Below are 13,155 nucleotides of genomic sequence, written 5' to 3' on the forward strand. Positions count from 1 at the left end.
CCGCGACAGCCACCAGCGGTGACGCCTGTCGCGGCTGAAGCCGCTCCCACAACGGCAATTCACCGCGCTCTCCAGTGACAGCGAGCGTCAATCCGGCGATGGCACATAGTCCTGCAGCGCGGTCCGCACTGCATACAGCGTGTCCATCCGCGGCACCGGATGCAGCAGCCGCTGCAGCACGCGGCGCCGCTGCGGCAGGCGCACCCAGTCCTGGCCCTGCAGCCACAGTTGGGTGCGGATCATCTCGGCACGTTCCTGCCGGCTTTCCGTCGAGGGCTGCAGGCGCTGACGCAGATAGCCCAGCACTTCGTGGCCAGAGCGTGCCCATTCGATGCCCGGCAGTGCCGGCAGCCACAGTTGCGAACAGGACGCCGCGGTCAGGTCCAGCCCGCGCGCACGCAGCCGCAGCAGCGGCGGACATTGCGCACGCAGTTGCTTCAGGACCGCCGGCGGAATCGCCGCACGGTAGTAACGCAACATCAGCCGCAGCGGCGGCCACGCCCACCAGGCATCGGCTCCGGCCACGAGTTGCCAGTCGCTGGCGCGCATGTGCGGGGCGAGCAGGGCCAGGTCGTGCAGGTGCATCAGCCGCAGGCTGCGGCTGCACAGCCCGCCGGCCGCGTGCAGCAGCAGATGGCGCATCAGCGCGCCGTTGCTCGGGTAGGGATGCAAGCCGGGCTTGCCGTCGCGCGGCAGGAGTTGCGTGCCGAGGTCGACGGTGCGCAGCGGCAGGCGCTCCTGGATGCGTACATGCAGTTCGATGTTGATCGGCGTATCGCGGTGCTCGCCCAGCGCGGCCACGGCCTGCGCCTGTGCCGGGCGGAAGGTCTGGTGCTTCCATTGCGTGAACTCGGCCACGTAGCCCAGTGCGCCGAGCAGCGTCGCTGCGCGCTCGGCGTCCTGCGGACGCACCAGCAGGTCGATGTCGGCCATCGGCCGGTCGCCCGGCCGATACAGACCTTGCGCATGCAGCGCCGCGCCCTTCAGCGGCACGATCGCCAGACCGGCGGTCTGCGCCAGGGCGTCGATCCGCTGCAGCAGTGCGGCGATGCGCTGGTAGCGATGCGCCACATGTTCGCGCTGCCCGTCCAGGAACGCGCGCCACGGCCGGTCCGGCCATTGCGAGCGCCGGCTCAGCAGCGGCGCCACGCCATGCGCCACCGCCGCCGCCGCGGCCAGTTGCCAGTGCAGGCCGTTCCAGGTCAGCATCGGCCCGCCGGGGCGCGCCAGTTCGTGCGCCAGGGTCTCGGTGGCCAGGCGCAGGCCGCGGCCGATGCGCCGCAGCGGCAGTGACGCGGGCGCCGCCGCCGGTGCGGCTGTCGGCAGCTCGGCCGCCACGGCCGGATTCGATGGCGTCGCCACGTCGGTCATGCGCGCTGCACCAGCGGGATGCGGCGGCGGCCGCCCACGGCGAGCGCCTTTTCCGCCTGGGCGGGTGGCGCCTCGGTCCGATGCTGCGCCTCGCGCGCGATCAGCGCCGCCCAGTCGGCCTCCAGCAGTGCCCAGTCCTGCGCGTGCGCCGGGGCCGCGTCTTCGCGGCATTGCAGGTCCACCTGCCGGTGCAGCAGGTCGCGCACCTGGCGGTAGAACGCCGAGTCGTAGGCGCCGCGAAACATCATCGCCAGGTCGTCGCTATCCTGCCAATGCGTCTTGCGCCCGAGCTGATCCTTGACCTGCTGGTAGAACACGGTGCCGGGCAGGGGATAGGACACGCTGACGCCGATGTCGTCCGGGCGCGCCTGCGCCACCAGCCGGCGCGTGGCGAGGATGTCCTCCAGCTGTTCGTCCAGGTAGCCCAGCTGCAGGAAGAAGCCGACGCGAATCCCTTGCGCCCCCAAGCGCTGGCGTGCGGCGATCACACCCTCCACGTCGGTGCCCTTGGTCATCTTGTCGAGGATGCGCTGGCTGCCACTCTCGGCGCCGATCCAGGCCTCGCGGCAACCGGCCCGCGCCAGGGCCGCGGTCATGCGCTCGCTGCACAGATCGGCGCGGGTCTGGATGGTGAACGGCACCGCGCCATCGGCGGCGGCCAGCGCGTCGGCGAAGTCCTCCACCCAGTCGACGTGGAAGCCGAAGATGTCGTCGGCCATCCACACATGATCGGGCGCGACGTTGCGCTTCAGCTGGGTCATCTCCGCGGCCACGTCCTGCGCCTCGCGGCGCTTGTAGTGATTGCCCCAGATCGGCTTGGCGCACCAGTTGCAGCGGAACGGGCAGCCACGCGAGGCGGCCATGTTCAGGCTGAAATGGCCGTGCCGCTGCTGCCAGAACGCACGGTACCGTGCGATGTCCAGCAAGTCCCACGCCGCGGTCACCGACAGCCGCGGATCCGGTGGCCGCGCGCCGATCTGCGCGCGCTTGAGCTTCGGCAGCACCGCACTGGCCACCTCGGCCAGGCCGGCCACCCAGCGCGCCGGGGCGATGTCCGGTTCCGCCTGCAGGCGTGCCACCAGTTCCAGCAAGGCCGCGATGCCTTCGCCGATCAGCACCGCGTCGGCACCGGCGGCAAGGAATGCCTCCGGATGGTCCGATGCGTCGGAGCCGGCGACGATCACCCGGCTGCCGCCGCCGCGCGCCTCGGCGATCATCCGGCACGCGGCCTCGCGCATCCGGCTCAGGCACATCTTGGTGAGGAAGTTGAAGTTGTCCTCGTAGACCACCACCAGGTCCGGCCGCTGCGTGCGGACGGCGTCGTCGTAGTCCTCCACGCCCTCGGCCAGCATCGCGTCGAACAGCGTCACCGCGTGCCCGTGCTGGCGCAGCAGCGCCGCCACCTGCAGCGTGGCCAGCGGCGGGTACGGTTTTCCGCGTTCCCATTGCTTGGGGTCGTAGCGCAGGAAGTAGGAGTGGCTGACCTGGATCTTGAGCATCGGCGGAAGGTCTCGTTCGGCGCCGCGGGGGAAGGGCGCATGCAGCGATGGCCGCGCGCAGGTGGCCGTGGCGGTAGGTGCCGGGGCTGCGTCGTTTGGTTGCGCGCCGCGTGGTTGCCGCCGGCGCAACCTTTGGCTGCGGCAAGCGCACCCACGCTGCATCCCCCCAGGCGACTCTTCTCCGATGCCGCGATCGACCCTGCGTGTTCTGGACGTGGCGGCCAGCGACCACGCCACGCCCGTCGTCGCTGCCGGCGGCGCCTGCGACCCGTTCCACACCCGACTGCGGCGCCCGCACACGCTCAGCAAGCAACTGCTCGGCGGCCGCTTCCACTTCGAAAGCAACAGTCCGGCGCTGCTGGCCTTGGTGGAAGCGGCCTTCGGCGCGGTACCGGCGCATCGCCTGCCGGAGAGCGCTTCGTTCCGCATCGAGCTGACCCTGGTGGACCGCGGCGACGCACCCTACGCGCTGGCGGTGGAGCCGCCGCCGGTGCAGACCCATTCCGGCGCCGGCGTGCTGAGCGGGGTGATCGATGCGCACAACTACGTGGTGCTGGTGCCCGAGCAGGGCAGGGCGCTGGTGGTGGTGTCCGAGGACATGCTCGCCCACGCCTACCATGTGCGTTACGAACTGATCGAATTCGCGGTGTTCGTCCTGGCCGCGCGCGGCATGCACCTGGTGCCGCTGCACGGCGCCTGCGTCGGCCGCGATGGCCGCGGCGTGCTGCTGCTCGGCGGCAGCGGCGCCGGCAAGTCCACGCTGGCCCTGCACAGTCTGCTGCGCGGACTGGAGTTCCTCGCCGAGGACGCCCTGTTCGTCGCACCGCAGTACCTGCTCGCCACCGGCATCGGCAACTTCCTGCACCTGCGGCCGGAGCTGTTGCGTCTGCTCGATCCGCAGACCCGCGCCTGGATCGCCGCGGCGCCGCTGATCCGCCGCCGCAGCGGTGCGCTCAAGCATGAGGTGGACATCCGCCAGGGCGACGGACGCCTGGCCCAGGCACCGTTGCGGCTGGTCGCGGCGGTGTTCGTCTCAGCCACTTTGGCGGCAGATCCGCAGCGTCTGCTGCAGCCTGTGCCTGACGCGGATGTGGCCGCGCGTCTGGCCGCGGACCAGCCCTATGCCGCCGGCCAGCCGCATTGGCCATTGTTCGCGCGCCAGTTGCAGCGGCTGGGCGTGTACGAGCTGCAGCGCGGCACGCATCCGGAGGCTTCGGTCGATGCACTGCAGACGCTGTTGGCTTGAGCCCCCGCGCGCCACGAGGAAACCGGCAATGCATGATGCCGGCGCGCATGCTTGCCGACTGGGCGCGGCGTCGATCGCCAATCACGCAGACACCAGCCGATGAGCGCGCACCCGGACCCCGCATCGCACTTGCTGCGTGCCTTCGTCGCCGTGCTCGGCCGCGGCGAACGCCTGCGCATCGCCGGGTACGTGCTGCTGTCGCTGCTCGGCGCGCTGGCCGGCGCATTGGCCGCGGTCGCATTGGTGCCGCTGGTGCAACCCGGCCATGTGCTGACGCTGGCCGGCCACGCCTTGCCGCTGCCGACCGGCTTCTTCGCGCAGACCCTGCTGTTCGTCGCCGCCAGCAGCGGCTTCGCGCTGCTGCGCTGGTGGGGGACGCGACTGGCCGCGGATCTGGCCAGCCGCCACGCGCTGGGTCTGCGCAGGCACGTGCACGCGCGCTTGCTGCAGGCGCCATTGCCGGCACTGGCCGATGCCAGTTCGGCGGAAATCGCCAACCTGCTCACCTACAACGTCGAGATCGTGGTGCAGGGCTTCAGCGCGCTGCTGCAACTGCTGGTGGCAGCGATCACCGCGGCAGTAAGCCTGGCCGCCGCGTTCCTGGTCTCGCCCATCCTGGTGCTGGCGCTGCCGCCGCTGCTGGCGCTGGGCCTGCTTGCCTTCCGCACCGCCGGCCACGAACAGGCCCAGGTCAGCCGCCAGTACGTCGCCGACATGACCCGGCTGTTCTGGCTCAGCGAGGATTTCCCGCGGCGCCTGCGCCACGTGCGCTCGTTCGCCCGCGAGGCGCGCGAGCAGGAAGCCTACGACGCGATCGCCGGCCGGCTCGCCGATGGCTACGCACGGCAGCAGGCGCTGGTCGCCTCCGGCCGCCTGCTGCTGGAACTGGCGGCGGTAGCGGCCATCGCCGCGATCATGCTGTTGGCCGGGGTGTGGCATGGCATCGACCGCGGCGCGCTGATCACCGTCGGCCTGCTGCTGGGGCGGCTGCTGCCGTACCTGGTCTCGACCCGGCAGAGCGTGCAGCAACTGCGCTCGGCCGCACCGGCATTGGACCTGTGGCAGCGCTACGTCGCACTTGGCACGCCGGGGCCGGCATTGCAGGCTCCGGCGGCGGCACAGCCCGCTGCAGCGGCCGCGCTAGCACCATCGCCACCGATCCAGATCGAACGCATCGGCCTGGCACCGCCGCTGGCCGCGGTCACCTTGAACGATCTGGTTCTGGCACCAGGCACCCTGACCCTGATCAGCGGCCCGTCCGGGGTCGGCAAAAGCAGTCTGATGGACGTCCTGGCCGGCATGGTCGCGCCCCCGCAGTTCGCCGCCCACTGCGACGGCCGCACGCTCGACTTCGCCGGCTATCGCGCGGCACTGCAGCCCCTGGCCTACGTTGCCCAGGGCGTGCGGCCCTGGCAGCACACGGTGCGGCAGTGCCTGGCCTGGGCGGCGCCGACCGTGAGCGAGGCAGCGATGTGGGACGCGCTGCGCGATGTGGGCCTCGCCGCGCACCTGCAGTGCGGCGGCGGTCTGGACACCGCCGCACACGGCGTCGGTGCACGCCTTTCCGGCGGCGAGCTGCAGCGGCTGCTGCTCGCCCAGGTGCTGTTGCGCCGACCACGCGTGGCCTTGCTCGACGAAGCCACCAGCGCCCTCGACGCCGCCGCCGAGCAGCAAGTCTTGGGCGCGCTGCGGCGCCGCTTGCCGCACACCGCGCTGGTGGCGGTCTCGCACCGCCTGGGCCTGTCCGCCATCGCCGACCAGTGCGTGATGGTGCAACGCGCGACTGCCGCGCCACTGCTGTTGGCCGATCGCGCGTCCTGAGCGAGCGCGGCTGTGCCTTGCGGGCCCAGGTGCCGTTGTCTCCGCACCTGCGCGCCCGATGCGCTGGGCGTCGACGGGTGCTACGCGCGGTTTTGTCTAAGCGCCATGGAGTGGACCTCGCTAAGCTCTCCGCACAGAAGGGGAGATCATGGACGTCATGCAACGGGCGGCCGCAGGGCTGCTGCTCATCGCCGTCTCGGCGAGCACATTCGCGCAAACGCGCGCCGCGAGCGGGCGGGGCATCGAGCGTGTGAATCCGCAGCGTAACGTCGCGCCGATTCCACGCCTGGATTGCCGCAAGCTGCTGGCAAACGATCCGCGTCCCTGGACCCATGCTTATTGCGAACACGTGGACTTCTCCATGCAGGACAGCCTGGCCCATACCTTCGGCCGGCCACGGCCGTCGCAGATCCAGCTCGACATTCCCGCGCTGGGCACTGCCGAAGCGCGGGCCGCTGGTGTTTCCTGTTCGGAGGGACGCGTGATCCGCAAAGTCGGCAACGGCTGGGAACAGGCGCTGGACCGCGATCGCAATTATTTGCGGTGCAGACCGTCGGTGGAGCTGCCGTCGGGATTCATCGGCAGGTGACGGAGCAGATGTGCGCGGCGCATCCGGAGAAGCAGGGCCCCGCAAGCAGGGCCTTGTTCGTATTCAGGCGCATGTGCGGGCTGAATCCACCTGACATCCAGCTCAGCCCTGCGGGATGTCGCACTTCATCTTCCCATCCACGTAGTATGGCTTGGGCACGTCCGGATTCTGGCTGGTCTTCTCGAACACCACCTCGAACGAGTTGGGGTCCGGCTTGCCCTTGCGTTCGGTGCAGGCGTCCTGCAACTTCTTCTTGACCGCGGCAATACCGGCGTCGCGGTTGGCGCCGTCGGCGCTGTTGGTCAGATTGGCGAGCTCGGCGAAGGCCGGCGAGGCGAGTCCCAGCAAGCTCCCTGCGAACACGAATGCGTGCAACTTCTTCATGACGTCTCCTTGTTTGGATGTCCGTACGCAGTTGGAGGCGCACGTCGCAGCGCATGCGGCAAGGCCTGGTGCAGCGTCGCCCTCCAGCGCGGGGCCAGGATAGGGAGCGTGGGTTAAGGCCTCGTGGGGACGGCTGTTGCACGCCGTCGCAGCGCCCCCGGCGCATCGACGATGCATATCCATCTCGGCTGCGTTCTCTGTCCGATGACGCGACAAAGCGCGCATCGGCCCAGGAGTGCTCAACCCCGAATGCCGCATGCCGCCAGCACGAACGCTGAGCCTATTCGGTACGCGGCGCTTCGTAGTTCTGGCCAGGCTGCAGCGCGGTCACGTAGGGCCCGTTCCAGTCGCGGTCGAAGATGCGCGTCAGCGTCTCGGCCGGCCCCTTGCCCTTGACGAACACCGAGGCGTCCACCGCGGTGTTGAAGTAGCTCCATTCCCAATTGCCGGTGCCGATGACGCTGCTGCGGTCGTCGGCCACCGCGTACTTGGCGTGCTCCACCCGCGCATACGCAATGAAGCCTTGCGGCGCCGGCGGCAGGCGGCTGAACTTCACCGCGATGTTCGGCAGCGCGGCAAGGCTTTTCAGATACGCCTGCATCGGTTCGCGCAGCGCCCAGTCGGCGACGATGATGTGCACTTGCACGCCGCGTGCGGCGGCATCGCGGATGGCGCTGTCGACCGGCGCCCACCAGCCCTTGGGTCCGAAGCTGCGAATCGCCGAGAGCGTCATCACCTGGATGCGCAGCGCATGCTGGCTGGCGCGGATCATGTCGACCAACGCCGGCTCCTCGGCGGTGACCCAGGCCGGCTGCAGCGCTGGCGGGCTGAACGCGGGGAAGGCGATCAGTGGCGCGTCGCTGCCGGCATCGAGCAGCACCGGATCGGTGGCGGTGACCGGCGCGAAGTCCGGCGGCTGCACGCCGCGCACGTGCGCCTTGGCCAGATCGCCTTCGTCGGCCAGGCGCCAGCTGTAATCGAAACTGGCCGCGAAGGTCTTGGCGAACCGCGCATCGTCGATGCGCGCGCCGATCTCGTGGATCTGCTCCAGCGCCCGCCAGTCCCAGTTCTGGCTGCCGACGAACACGCTGGCGTCGTCGACGATCATGTACTTGGCGTGCAGCACGCCGCCGGTCAGGGTGTCGACCGGCAGCACCCGCACCGTGATGCCCGGTACCTTGCGCAACCAGGCGACGCTGTCGGGATTCTTGGCCAGGAAGGTGTGGTCGACCAGCAGATGCACCGCCACGCCGGCGCGGGCGCGGGCGGCCAGCGCGTCCAGCACCGGGGTCAGGCCGGTGCCGGGCTTCTCGGAAATGTAGAACGCGGCGATGTCGATGCGCTGCTTGGCGCCATTGATCATGGCCAGCCAGGTCTGCTGGGTGCGCGGCACCCCAGGCTCGCCGTAGACGCTGGCCTCGGGCACGCTTTCGACGATCTGGAACTGCGACGCCTGCGGCCGGGCCTCAAGCCCAGTCGCTGCCGAAAGCAGCAGGCAAGCCAGCGTGGCGGACAGGAGGCGACGCGCGCGATGCGCACTGGCGAGGGAAGAAAGACGCACGTTGAGGGTCCTTGCGGAAGCTGGGAAAGTGGATGCCGGACGGCTGTGCGCGTGCATGCTACCGGCAGCAGCCGTGGCTGGGCAGCCCGCGGCGGTCGCGTACCTGTCATAGAGAGGCGCGTGTAGCGAACGAGATCCGGAAGGGGAGGCCAGCGCTGTGCGCGCCGACAGCGCGCCAGGGTTCGGTATGCCGCCGGTGCGCGTCAGTTGCAGCGGCCGCCACTGGCCTGATGACCTTGGGCGAGCAGGGGATCAGGACATCGCCTCCCATCCGTACGAGCACGCCGCGGCCAGCGGCACTTGCGATGCGGCCTTCGGCAGCAGACAGCCGCCGACGTTGCACCCCACATCCCACCACCGCGGCAGCCGAGGACGACGGCTCAGCCGCGACCGTCGGCGAATGCCGCCTGTGCCTGCGCAAACCACTGCAGCACCTGCTGGCGATGCGGCTCGCCCCAGCAGCGCACGAACTGCTGGGTGTGATGGTCGGCGAGGTCGTTCAGCGCGGCAATGCGTTGCGCGATGTAGGCAGGCTCCAGGCGCAAGCCGCAGTCGACCTCGATGCAGTGGCGCCAGGCGGTGTAGCTGTCGGGAACGATGGAAGACGACATGGAGGTTCCTTGAAGTTCGGCGCCGTGCATCGCAGGCCCGGCCTGCGAAGCGAGGCGGCGATGGCCGGATGCGAACCGCGGCTGACTGACTGCAGCGCCAGGCTTGCGCCCACGTTCGATTGTTCAATAATGTTATAGTATAACTCAACCGATGCGCTGCATATGCGACCTGGCATTCCCCTGATCCTGTTGTGTCTCTTCGCCAGTTCGCCGGCCGCCGCAGCGGTTCGCCACCATGGCCCGCACGTGCACGGCCAGGCCAACCTGGAGGTCGCGGTCGATGGCACTGCCGTGGACGTGCAACTCAGTGCGCCCGGCATCGGCATCCTCGACTTCGAACATCCGGCACGCGATGCGGGCGAACGCCAGCGCCTGGCGGCCGCGGTCGCCACCCTGCGCAGTGCCGGCTGGTTGCAGTTCCCGGTCGCCGCGACCTGTTCGCTGCGCAGCGCGCAGGTCACCACCGAGGGCTACGACGTGGCGATGGCCGATCCGGACGAACCCGGCCACACCCACGCCGAGTTTCACGCCCACTACGCGTTCGACTGCGCGCAGCCGGCGCGACTCGACCACCTGCAGGTGTTGCTGCCGCAGCGTTTCCCGGGGCTGCACACGGTGCTGGTGGACGTCGCCACCCCGGCCGGCCAGGGCCGCACCGAGGTGGTGGCCGGGCAGACCCGGGTGAAGTTGCCGGAATGAACCAGCCGCATGTCGTCGAACTGAACGAGGTGCGCTTCGGCTATCCCGGCGCCACCGCGCCGGTGCTGGACATCGCATCGTTTGAACTGCCGCGTGGGCAACAGGTGTTGCTGCGCGGCGCCAGCGGCTCGGGCAAGAGCACCTTGCTGGCGTTGATCGCCGGCGTACTGCAGCCCACGGCCGGCCGCGTGCGCGTGGCCGGCCAGGACCTGGCGGCCTTGCGCAAGGCCGCACGCGACCGCTTCCGCGCCGACCACTGCGGCGTGGTGTTCCAGCAGTTCAACCTGCTGCCGTTCCTCAGCACCCGCGACAACATCGCGCTGGGCCTGCAGTTCTCGGCGCGCCGCAGTCGATTGGCGGCGGGCACGCAGGCGCTGGACACTGAGATCGAGCGGCTGATGGTCGCGCTGGGCCTGGACGTGGCGGCGCTGTGGTCGCGCCCGGCCGCGCGCCTCAGCGTCGGCCAGCAGCAACGCGTGGCCGCGGCGCGTGCGTTGATCGCGCGGCCGCCGCTGCTGCTCGCCGACGAACCCACCTCCGCGCTCGACCCGGTCGCGGCGCAGGCCTTCCTGCAGTTGCTGTTCGCCGAGTGCCGGCAGGGCGGCACCAGTTCGATCGTGGTCAGCCATGATCCGTCGATCGCACCGCTGTTCGACGCCCAGGCCGACCTGGCCACGCTCAACCGCGCCGGCGCCGGAGGTGCACGATGAGCCTGTTGAAGCTGGCCCTGGCCAGCCTGCGCAGCCGGCGCCTGGGCGTGGCCTTGACCGTGCTGGTGATTACGTTGAGCGTGACCCTGCTGCTGGGCGTGGAGCGGATCCGCACCCAGGCGCATGAAGGCTTCGCCAGCACCGTCTCGGGCACCGACCTGATCGTCGGCGCGCGCTCGGGCCCGGTGAACCTGCTGCTGTATTCGGTGTTCCACATCGGCGACGCCACCAACAACGTCTCCTGGAAGAGCTACCAGGACCTGAGCGCGATGCCCGAGGTGAAGTGGGCGGTGCCGCTGTCGCTGGGCGATTCCTACCGCGGCTACCGGGTGGTCGGCACCAGCACCGGATTCTTCGAACACTACCACTACGGCGCCAAGCACCCGCTGGCGTTCGCGCAGGGCAGGGCGTTCGACGACCTCTACGATGCGGTGATCGGCGCCGACGTCGCCGCCGCGCTCGGCCGCCACCTCGGCGACGAGATCGTGCTGACCCATGGCACCGGCCGGATCAGCCTGGCCACCCATGCCGACAAGCCATTCCGGATCGTCGGGATCCTGCGCCGCACCGGCACGCCGGTGGATTCCAGCGTGCTGGTGTCGCTGCAGGCGATCGAGGCCATCCATATCGACTGGCATTCCGGCGTGCGCCTGCCTGGCCAGCACATCAGCGCCGCGCAGGCGCGGGCGATGGACCTGACCCCGGACACCATCACCGCCTTCATGCTCGGCCTGAAGACCCGTATCGCCACCTTCTCGGTGCAGCGGCGGATCAACGAGTACCCGGAGGAAGCGATGCTGGCGATCATGCCGGGCGTCACCTTGCAGCAGCTCTGGGGCACGCTGGGCACCGCGGAAGGCGCGCTGCGCATGATCGCCTCGCTGGTGGTACTGCTCGGCCTGGTGTCGATGGTGGCGCTGCTGGTGGCCACGCTGCAGGAGCGCCGGCGCGAGATGGCGATCCTGCGCGCGGTCGGCGCACGGCCGCGCGACATTGCCTGGTTGCTGCTGTTCGAAGCCGGCCTGGTCACGGTGGTGTCGTGCGCGCTTGCGTTGTCGATGGTGACGGCGGCCAGCTGGCTGGCGCGCGGTTGGGTGCTCGATCATTTCGGCCTGGCGATCAACCGCATTGCGCCCAGCGCCGCGGAGTGGGGCTGGCTTGGCTGCGTGCTGCTGGCCGGCGTGCTTGCCGGTATCGTGCCGGCGCTGCTGGCCTATCGCCGCACCCTGGCCGATGGCCTGTCGCCGGAGTTGTGAGCATGGCGCGCTGGATCGCTTTCTTGCTGCCGCTCGCACTGCTATGCGGTTGCGACCGGCAGCAACCCGCCGCCCCAACAAAAGCGTCACAGACGGCGGCCGCGCAACCGGCGCCGGCCAACGATGCGGCGATCAACCCGCCGCTGGGCGAGCCCGATGCCGACGGCTATCGCGAACTGGACTGGAGCGCGATGCTGCCGCCGGCCGAATTGAAGGCGCTGGAAAACAGCGACGAAGCGCCAGTCAACCACACGGGCAAGCAGGCGATGCCGCAGACCGGCACCTACAACACCGTGCCGGCAGTACTGGCGCGCAAGGTACGCCTGCCGGGCTACGTGGTGCCGCTGGACAGCGACGACGCCGGCCGCGTGCGCGAGTTCCTGTTCGTGCCGTACTACGGCGCCTGCATCCACGTGCCGCCCCCGCCGCCGAACCAGATCGTGCATGTGCGCCTGGACACTCCGATCGACCCGCCCGACATGTACAGTCCGTTCTACCTGAGCGGCCAACTGCGCGCGGAAACCCTCCACGGCGAACTCGCCGGCACCGCCTACACGATGGAGCAGGCCCACCTGCATCCCTATGAAAAAGGCTGAGCGCTATCTCCCGCTGGCAATGATGCTGTGCCTGCTGGCGGCTTGCCACGGCGATGGCGGGCAGGCCGGCACCACGTCGGCACCAGCACGTGCTGCGGCGCATGCGCCCGTCCACGCGACCGCAGCCGCCGACGCTGTTCCGGACACGGTCGAACGCTGGGAACAACTGGCACCGGCCAACGACATCTACCAACGCCCGCCGCCGCGGATCAGCACGGCCTGGCGCGGCGACGCCGCGGTGATGGACCAGCCGGCGCCCGCCGACGATGGCCCGTCCGTGGTCAACGGCATGCCGATCGACCATTCCGGCACCCAGCGCGCCGCGCAGTTCGGTTCGTCGCAAGTGGTGAAGGGCCTGGAAGGCAAACGCTTCGCCCTGGACGGCTACGTGGTACCGCTGGAAAGCGACGACCAGGGCAAGGTCAGCGAACTGCTGTTCGTGCCGTTCTATGGCGCCTGCATCCACGTGCCGCCACCGCCACCGAACCAGATCCTGCACGTGGTGCTGCGCACCCCGATCGACGTGCCGGAGCTGTGGGACCCGTTCCACCTGCAAGGGCGGCTGCATCTGGCCGACTTCAAGGCCGATATCGCCAATGCCACCTACGAGGCAGAAGACGCCACGATCACCCCGGTGCAGGGCTGAGGGCGCGGCGATGCGCCTGAAGTCGCCGATACGTTTGGCGATCGCGATCGCCGCCTGTGCGGTCGTCGTTGCCGGCGGCGTGCTGTTGGCGTTGCGCACGCACGGGCACGTGGCACCGACACCGCGTGCTGCTGCGACCACGGCGGCCCACACGCCATCTGTGCCC

At 69.9% G+C, this 13,155-nt stretch carries 13 protein-coding genes; 8 read left to right on the forward strand and 5 right to left on the reverse strand.

Translation table 11 applies throughout. The features are described 5' to 3' along the window. Nucleotides 1-87: 87 nt before the first annotated feature. Nucleotides 88-1,371, reverse strand: a complete 1,284-nt coding sequence (locus M3U25_RS05915; protein ID WP_355497522.1) for a nucleotidyltransferase family protein — start codon at nucleotides 1,369-1,371, stop codon at nucleotides 88-90. After that, on the reverse strand, nucleotides 1,368-2,870 hold the full coding sequence (locus tag M3U25_RS05920; protein WP_355497519.1) for a radical SAM protein: 1,503 nt from the start codon (nucleotides 2,868-2,870) through the stop codon (nucleotides 1,368-1,370). Before M3U25_RS05920 ends, M3U25_RS05915 begins: the two co-directional genes overlap by 4 nt. Before the next feature lie 184 nt (nucleotides 2,871-3,054). Between M3U25_RS05920 and M3U25_RS05925 the strand changes: the two genes are divergently transcribed. From M3U25_RS05925 to M3U25_RS05935, 3 genes are all read left to right on the forward strand, one after another. Next, nucleotides 3,055-4,116, forward strand: a complete 1,062-nt coding sequence (locus M3U25_RS05925; protein ID WP_355497516.1) for a serine kinase — start codon at nucleotides 3,055-3,057, stop codon at nucleotides 4,114-4,116. 99 nt (nucleotides 4,117-4,215) lie between these two features. After that, on the forward strand, nucleotides 4,216-5,937 hold the full coding sequence (locus M3U25_RS05930) for an ABC transporter ATP-binding protein (RefSeq protein WP_355497513.1): 1,722 nt from the start codon (nucleotides 4,216-4,218) through the stop codon (nucleotides 5,935-5,937). Nucleotides 5,938-6,085: 148 nt separating this feature from the next. Continuing rightward, a complete protein-coding gene (locus tag M3U25_RS05935) occupies nucleotides 6,086-6,526 on the forward strand; it encodes a hypothetical protein (RefSeq protein WP_355497510.1) in 441 nt (146 codons plus the stop codon). 102 nt (nucleotides 6,527-6,628) lie between these two features. Here M3U25_RS05935 and M3U25_RS05940 read toward each other — a convergent pair whose 3' ends face one another. From M3U25_RS05940 to M3U25_RS05950, 3 genes are all read right to left on the reverse strand, one after another. Then, nucleotides 6,629-6,910, reverse strand: a complete 282-nt coding sequence (locus M3U25_RS05940) for a hypothetical protein (protein WP_355497508.1) — start codon at nucleotides 6,908-6,910, stop codon at nucleotides 6,629-6,631. A 280-nt stretch (nucleotides 6,911-7,190) separates the two neighbouring features. Further along, nucleotides 7,191-8,471 carry a phospholipase D-like domain-containing protein gene (locus M3U25_RS05945; protein WP_355497505.1) on the reverse strand — a complete coding sequence of 427 codons (1,281 nt, stop codon included), beginning with the start codon at nucleotides 8,469-8,471 and terminating at the stop codon, nucleotides 7,191-7,193. Nucleotides 8,472-8,851: 380 nt separating this feature from the next. After that, nucleotides 8,852-9,082, reverse strand: a complete 231-nt coding sequence (locus M3U25_RS05950; RefSeq protein WP_355497501.1) for a hypothetical protein — start codon at nucleotides 9,080-9,082, stop codon at nucleotides 8,852-8,854. A gap of 162 nt (nucleotides 9,083-9,244) precedes the next feature. Here M3U25_RS05950 and M3U25_RS05955 point away from each other — a divergent pair, with 162 nt between their 5' ends. Genes M3U25_RS05955 through M3U25_RS05975 form a run of 5 tightly spaced genes read left to right on the forward strand, consistent with a single transcriptional unit; the run spans nucleotide 9,245 to nucleotide 12,989 of the window. Beyond that, a complete protein-coding gene (locus tag M3U25_RS05955; RefSeq protein WP_355497498.1) occupies nucleotides 9,245-9,781 on the forward strand; it encodes a DUF2796 domain-containing protein in 537 nt (178 codons plus the stop codon). Further along, nucleotides 9,778-10,491 (forward strand): ABC transporter ATP-binding protein, encoded by a 714-nt coding sequence (locus tag M3U25_RS05960; RefSeq protein ID WP_355497494.1) that lies wholly within the window; start codon nucleotides 9,778-9,780, stop codon nucleotides 10,489-10,491. Before M3U25_RS05955 ends, M3U25_RS05960 begins: the two co-directional genes overlap by 4 nt. 2 nt (nucleotides 10,492-10,493) lie before the next feature. Then, nucleotides 10,494-11,747: an ABC transporter permease gene (locus M3U25_RS05965; protein WP_355497751.1), complete on the forward strand. Its 1,254-nt coding sequence runs from the start codon at nucleotides 10,494-10,496 to the stop codon at nucleotides 11,745-11,747. A 2-nt stretch (nucleotides 11,748-11,749) separates the two neighbouring features. Further along, nucleotides 11,750-12,343: a DUF3299 domain-containing protein gene (locus M3U25_RS05970; RefSeq protein WP_355497491.1), complete on the forward strand. Its 594-nt coding sequence runs from the start codon at nucleotides 11,750-11,752 to the stop codon at nucleotides 12,341-12,343. Next, entirely contained in the window at nucleotides 12,330-12,989 is a 660-nt protein-coding gene (locus tag M3U25_RS05975; protein WP_355497488.1) for a DUF3299 domain-containing protein, read from the forward strand. Before M3U25_RS05970 ends, M3U25_RS05975 begins: the two co-directional genes overlap by 14 nt. The last annotated feature ends 166 nt before the right edge of the window (nucleotides 12,990-13,155 follow it).

The organism is Xanthomonas sp. PPL134, assembly GCF_040595915.1.
In the GTDB taxonomy this organism is placed as follows: domain Bacteria; phylum Pseudomonadota; class Gammaproteobacteria; order Xanthomonadales; family Xanthomonadaceae; genus Xanthomonas_A; species Xanthomonas_A indica.

Excerpts from the sequence above, each read along its gene's own strand:
- M3U25_RS05915 (WP_355497522.1), bottom strand. The coding sequence starts at position 1,371 with ATGACCGACGTGGCGACGCCATCGAATCCGGCCGTGGCGGCCGAGCTG.
- M3U25_RS05920 (WP_355497519.1), bottom strand. The coding sequence starts at position 2,870 with ATGCTCAAGATCCAGGTCAGCCACTCCTACTTCCTGCGCTACGACCCC.
- M3U25_RS05925 (WP_355497516.1), top strand. The coding sequence starts at position 3,055 with ATGCCGCGATCGACCCTGCGTGTTCTGGACGTGGCGGCCAGCGACCAC.
- M3U25_RS05930 (WP_355497513.1), top strand. The coding sequence starts at position 4,216 with ATGAGCGCGCACCCGGACCCCGCATCGCACTTGCTGCGTGCCTTCGTC.
- M3U25_RS05935 (WP_355497510.1), top strand. The coding sequence starts at position 6,086 with ATGGACGTCATGCAACGGGCGGCCGCAGGGCTGCTGCTCATCGCCGTC.
- M3U25_RS05940 (WP_355497508.1), bottom strand. The coding sequence starts at position 6,910 with ATGAAGAAGTTGCACGCATTCGTGTTCGCAGGGAGCTTGCTGGGACTC.
- M3U25_RS05950 (WP_355497501.1), bottom strand. The coding sequence starts at position 9,082 with ATGTCGTCTTCCATCGTTCCCGACAGCTACACCGCCTGGCGCCACTGC.
- M3U25_RS05955 (WP_355497498.1), top strand. The coding sequence starts at position 9,245 with ATGCGACCTGGCATTCCCCTGATCCTGTTGTGTCTCTTCGCCAGTTCG.
- M3U25_RS05960 (WP_355497494.1), top strand. The coding sequence starts at position 9,778 with ATGAACCAGCCGCATGTCGTCGAACTGAACGAGGTGCGCTTCGGCTAT.
- M3U25_RS05970 (WP_355497491.1), top strand. The coding sequence starts at position 11,750 with ATGGCGCGCTGGATCGCTTTCTTGCTGCCGCTCGCACTGCTATGCGGT.
- M3U25_RS05975 (WP_355497488.1), top strand. The coding sequence starts at position 12,330 with ATGAAAAAGGCTGAGCGCTATCTCCCGCTGGCAATGATGCTGTGCCTG.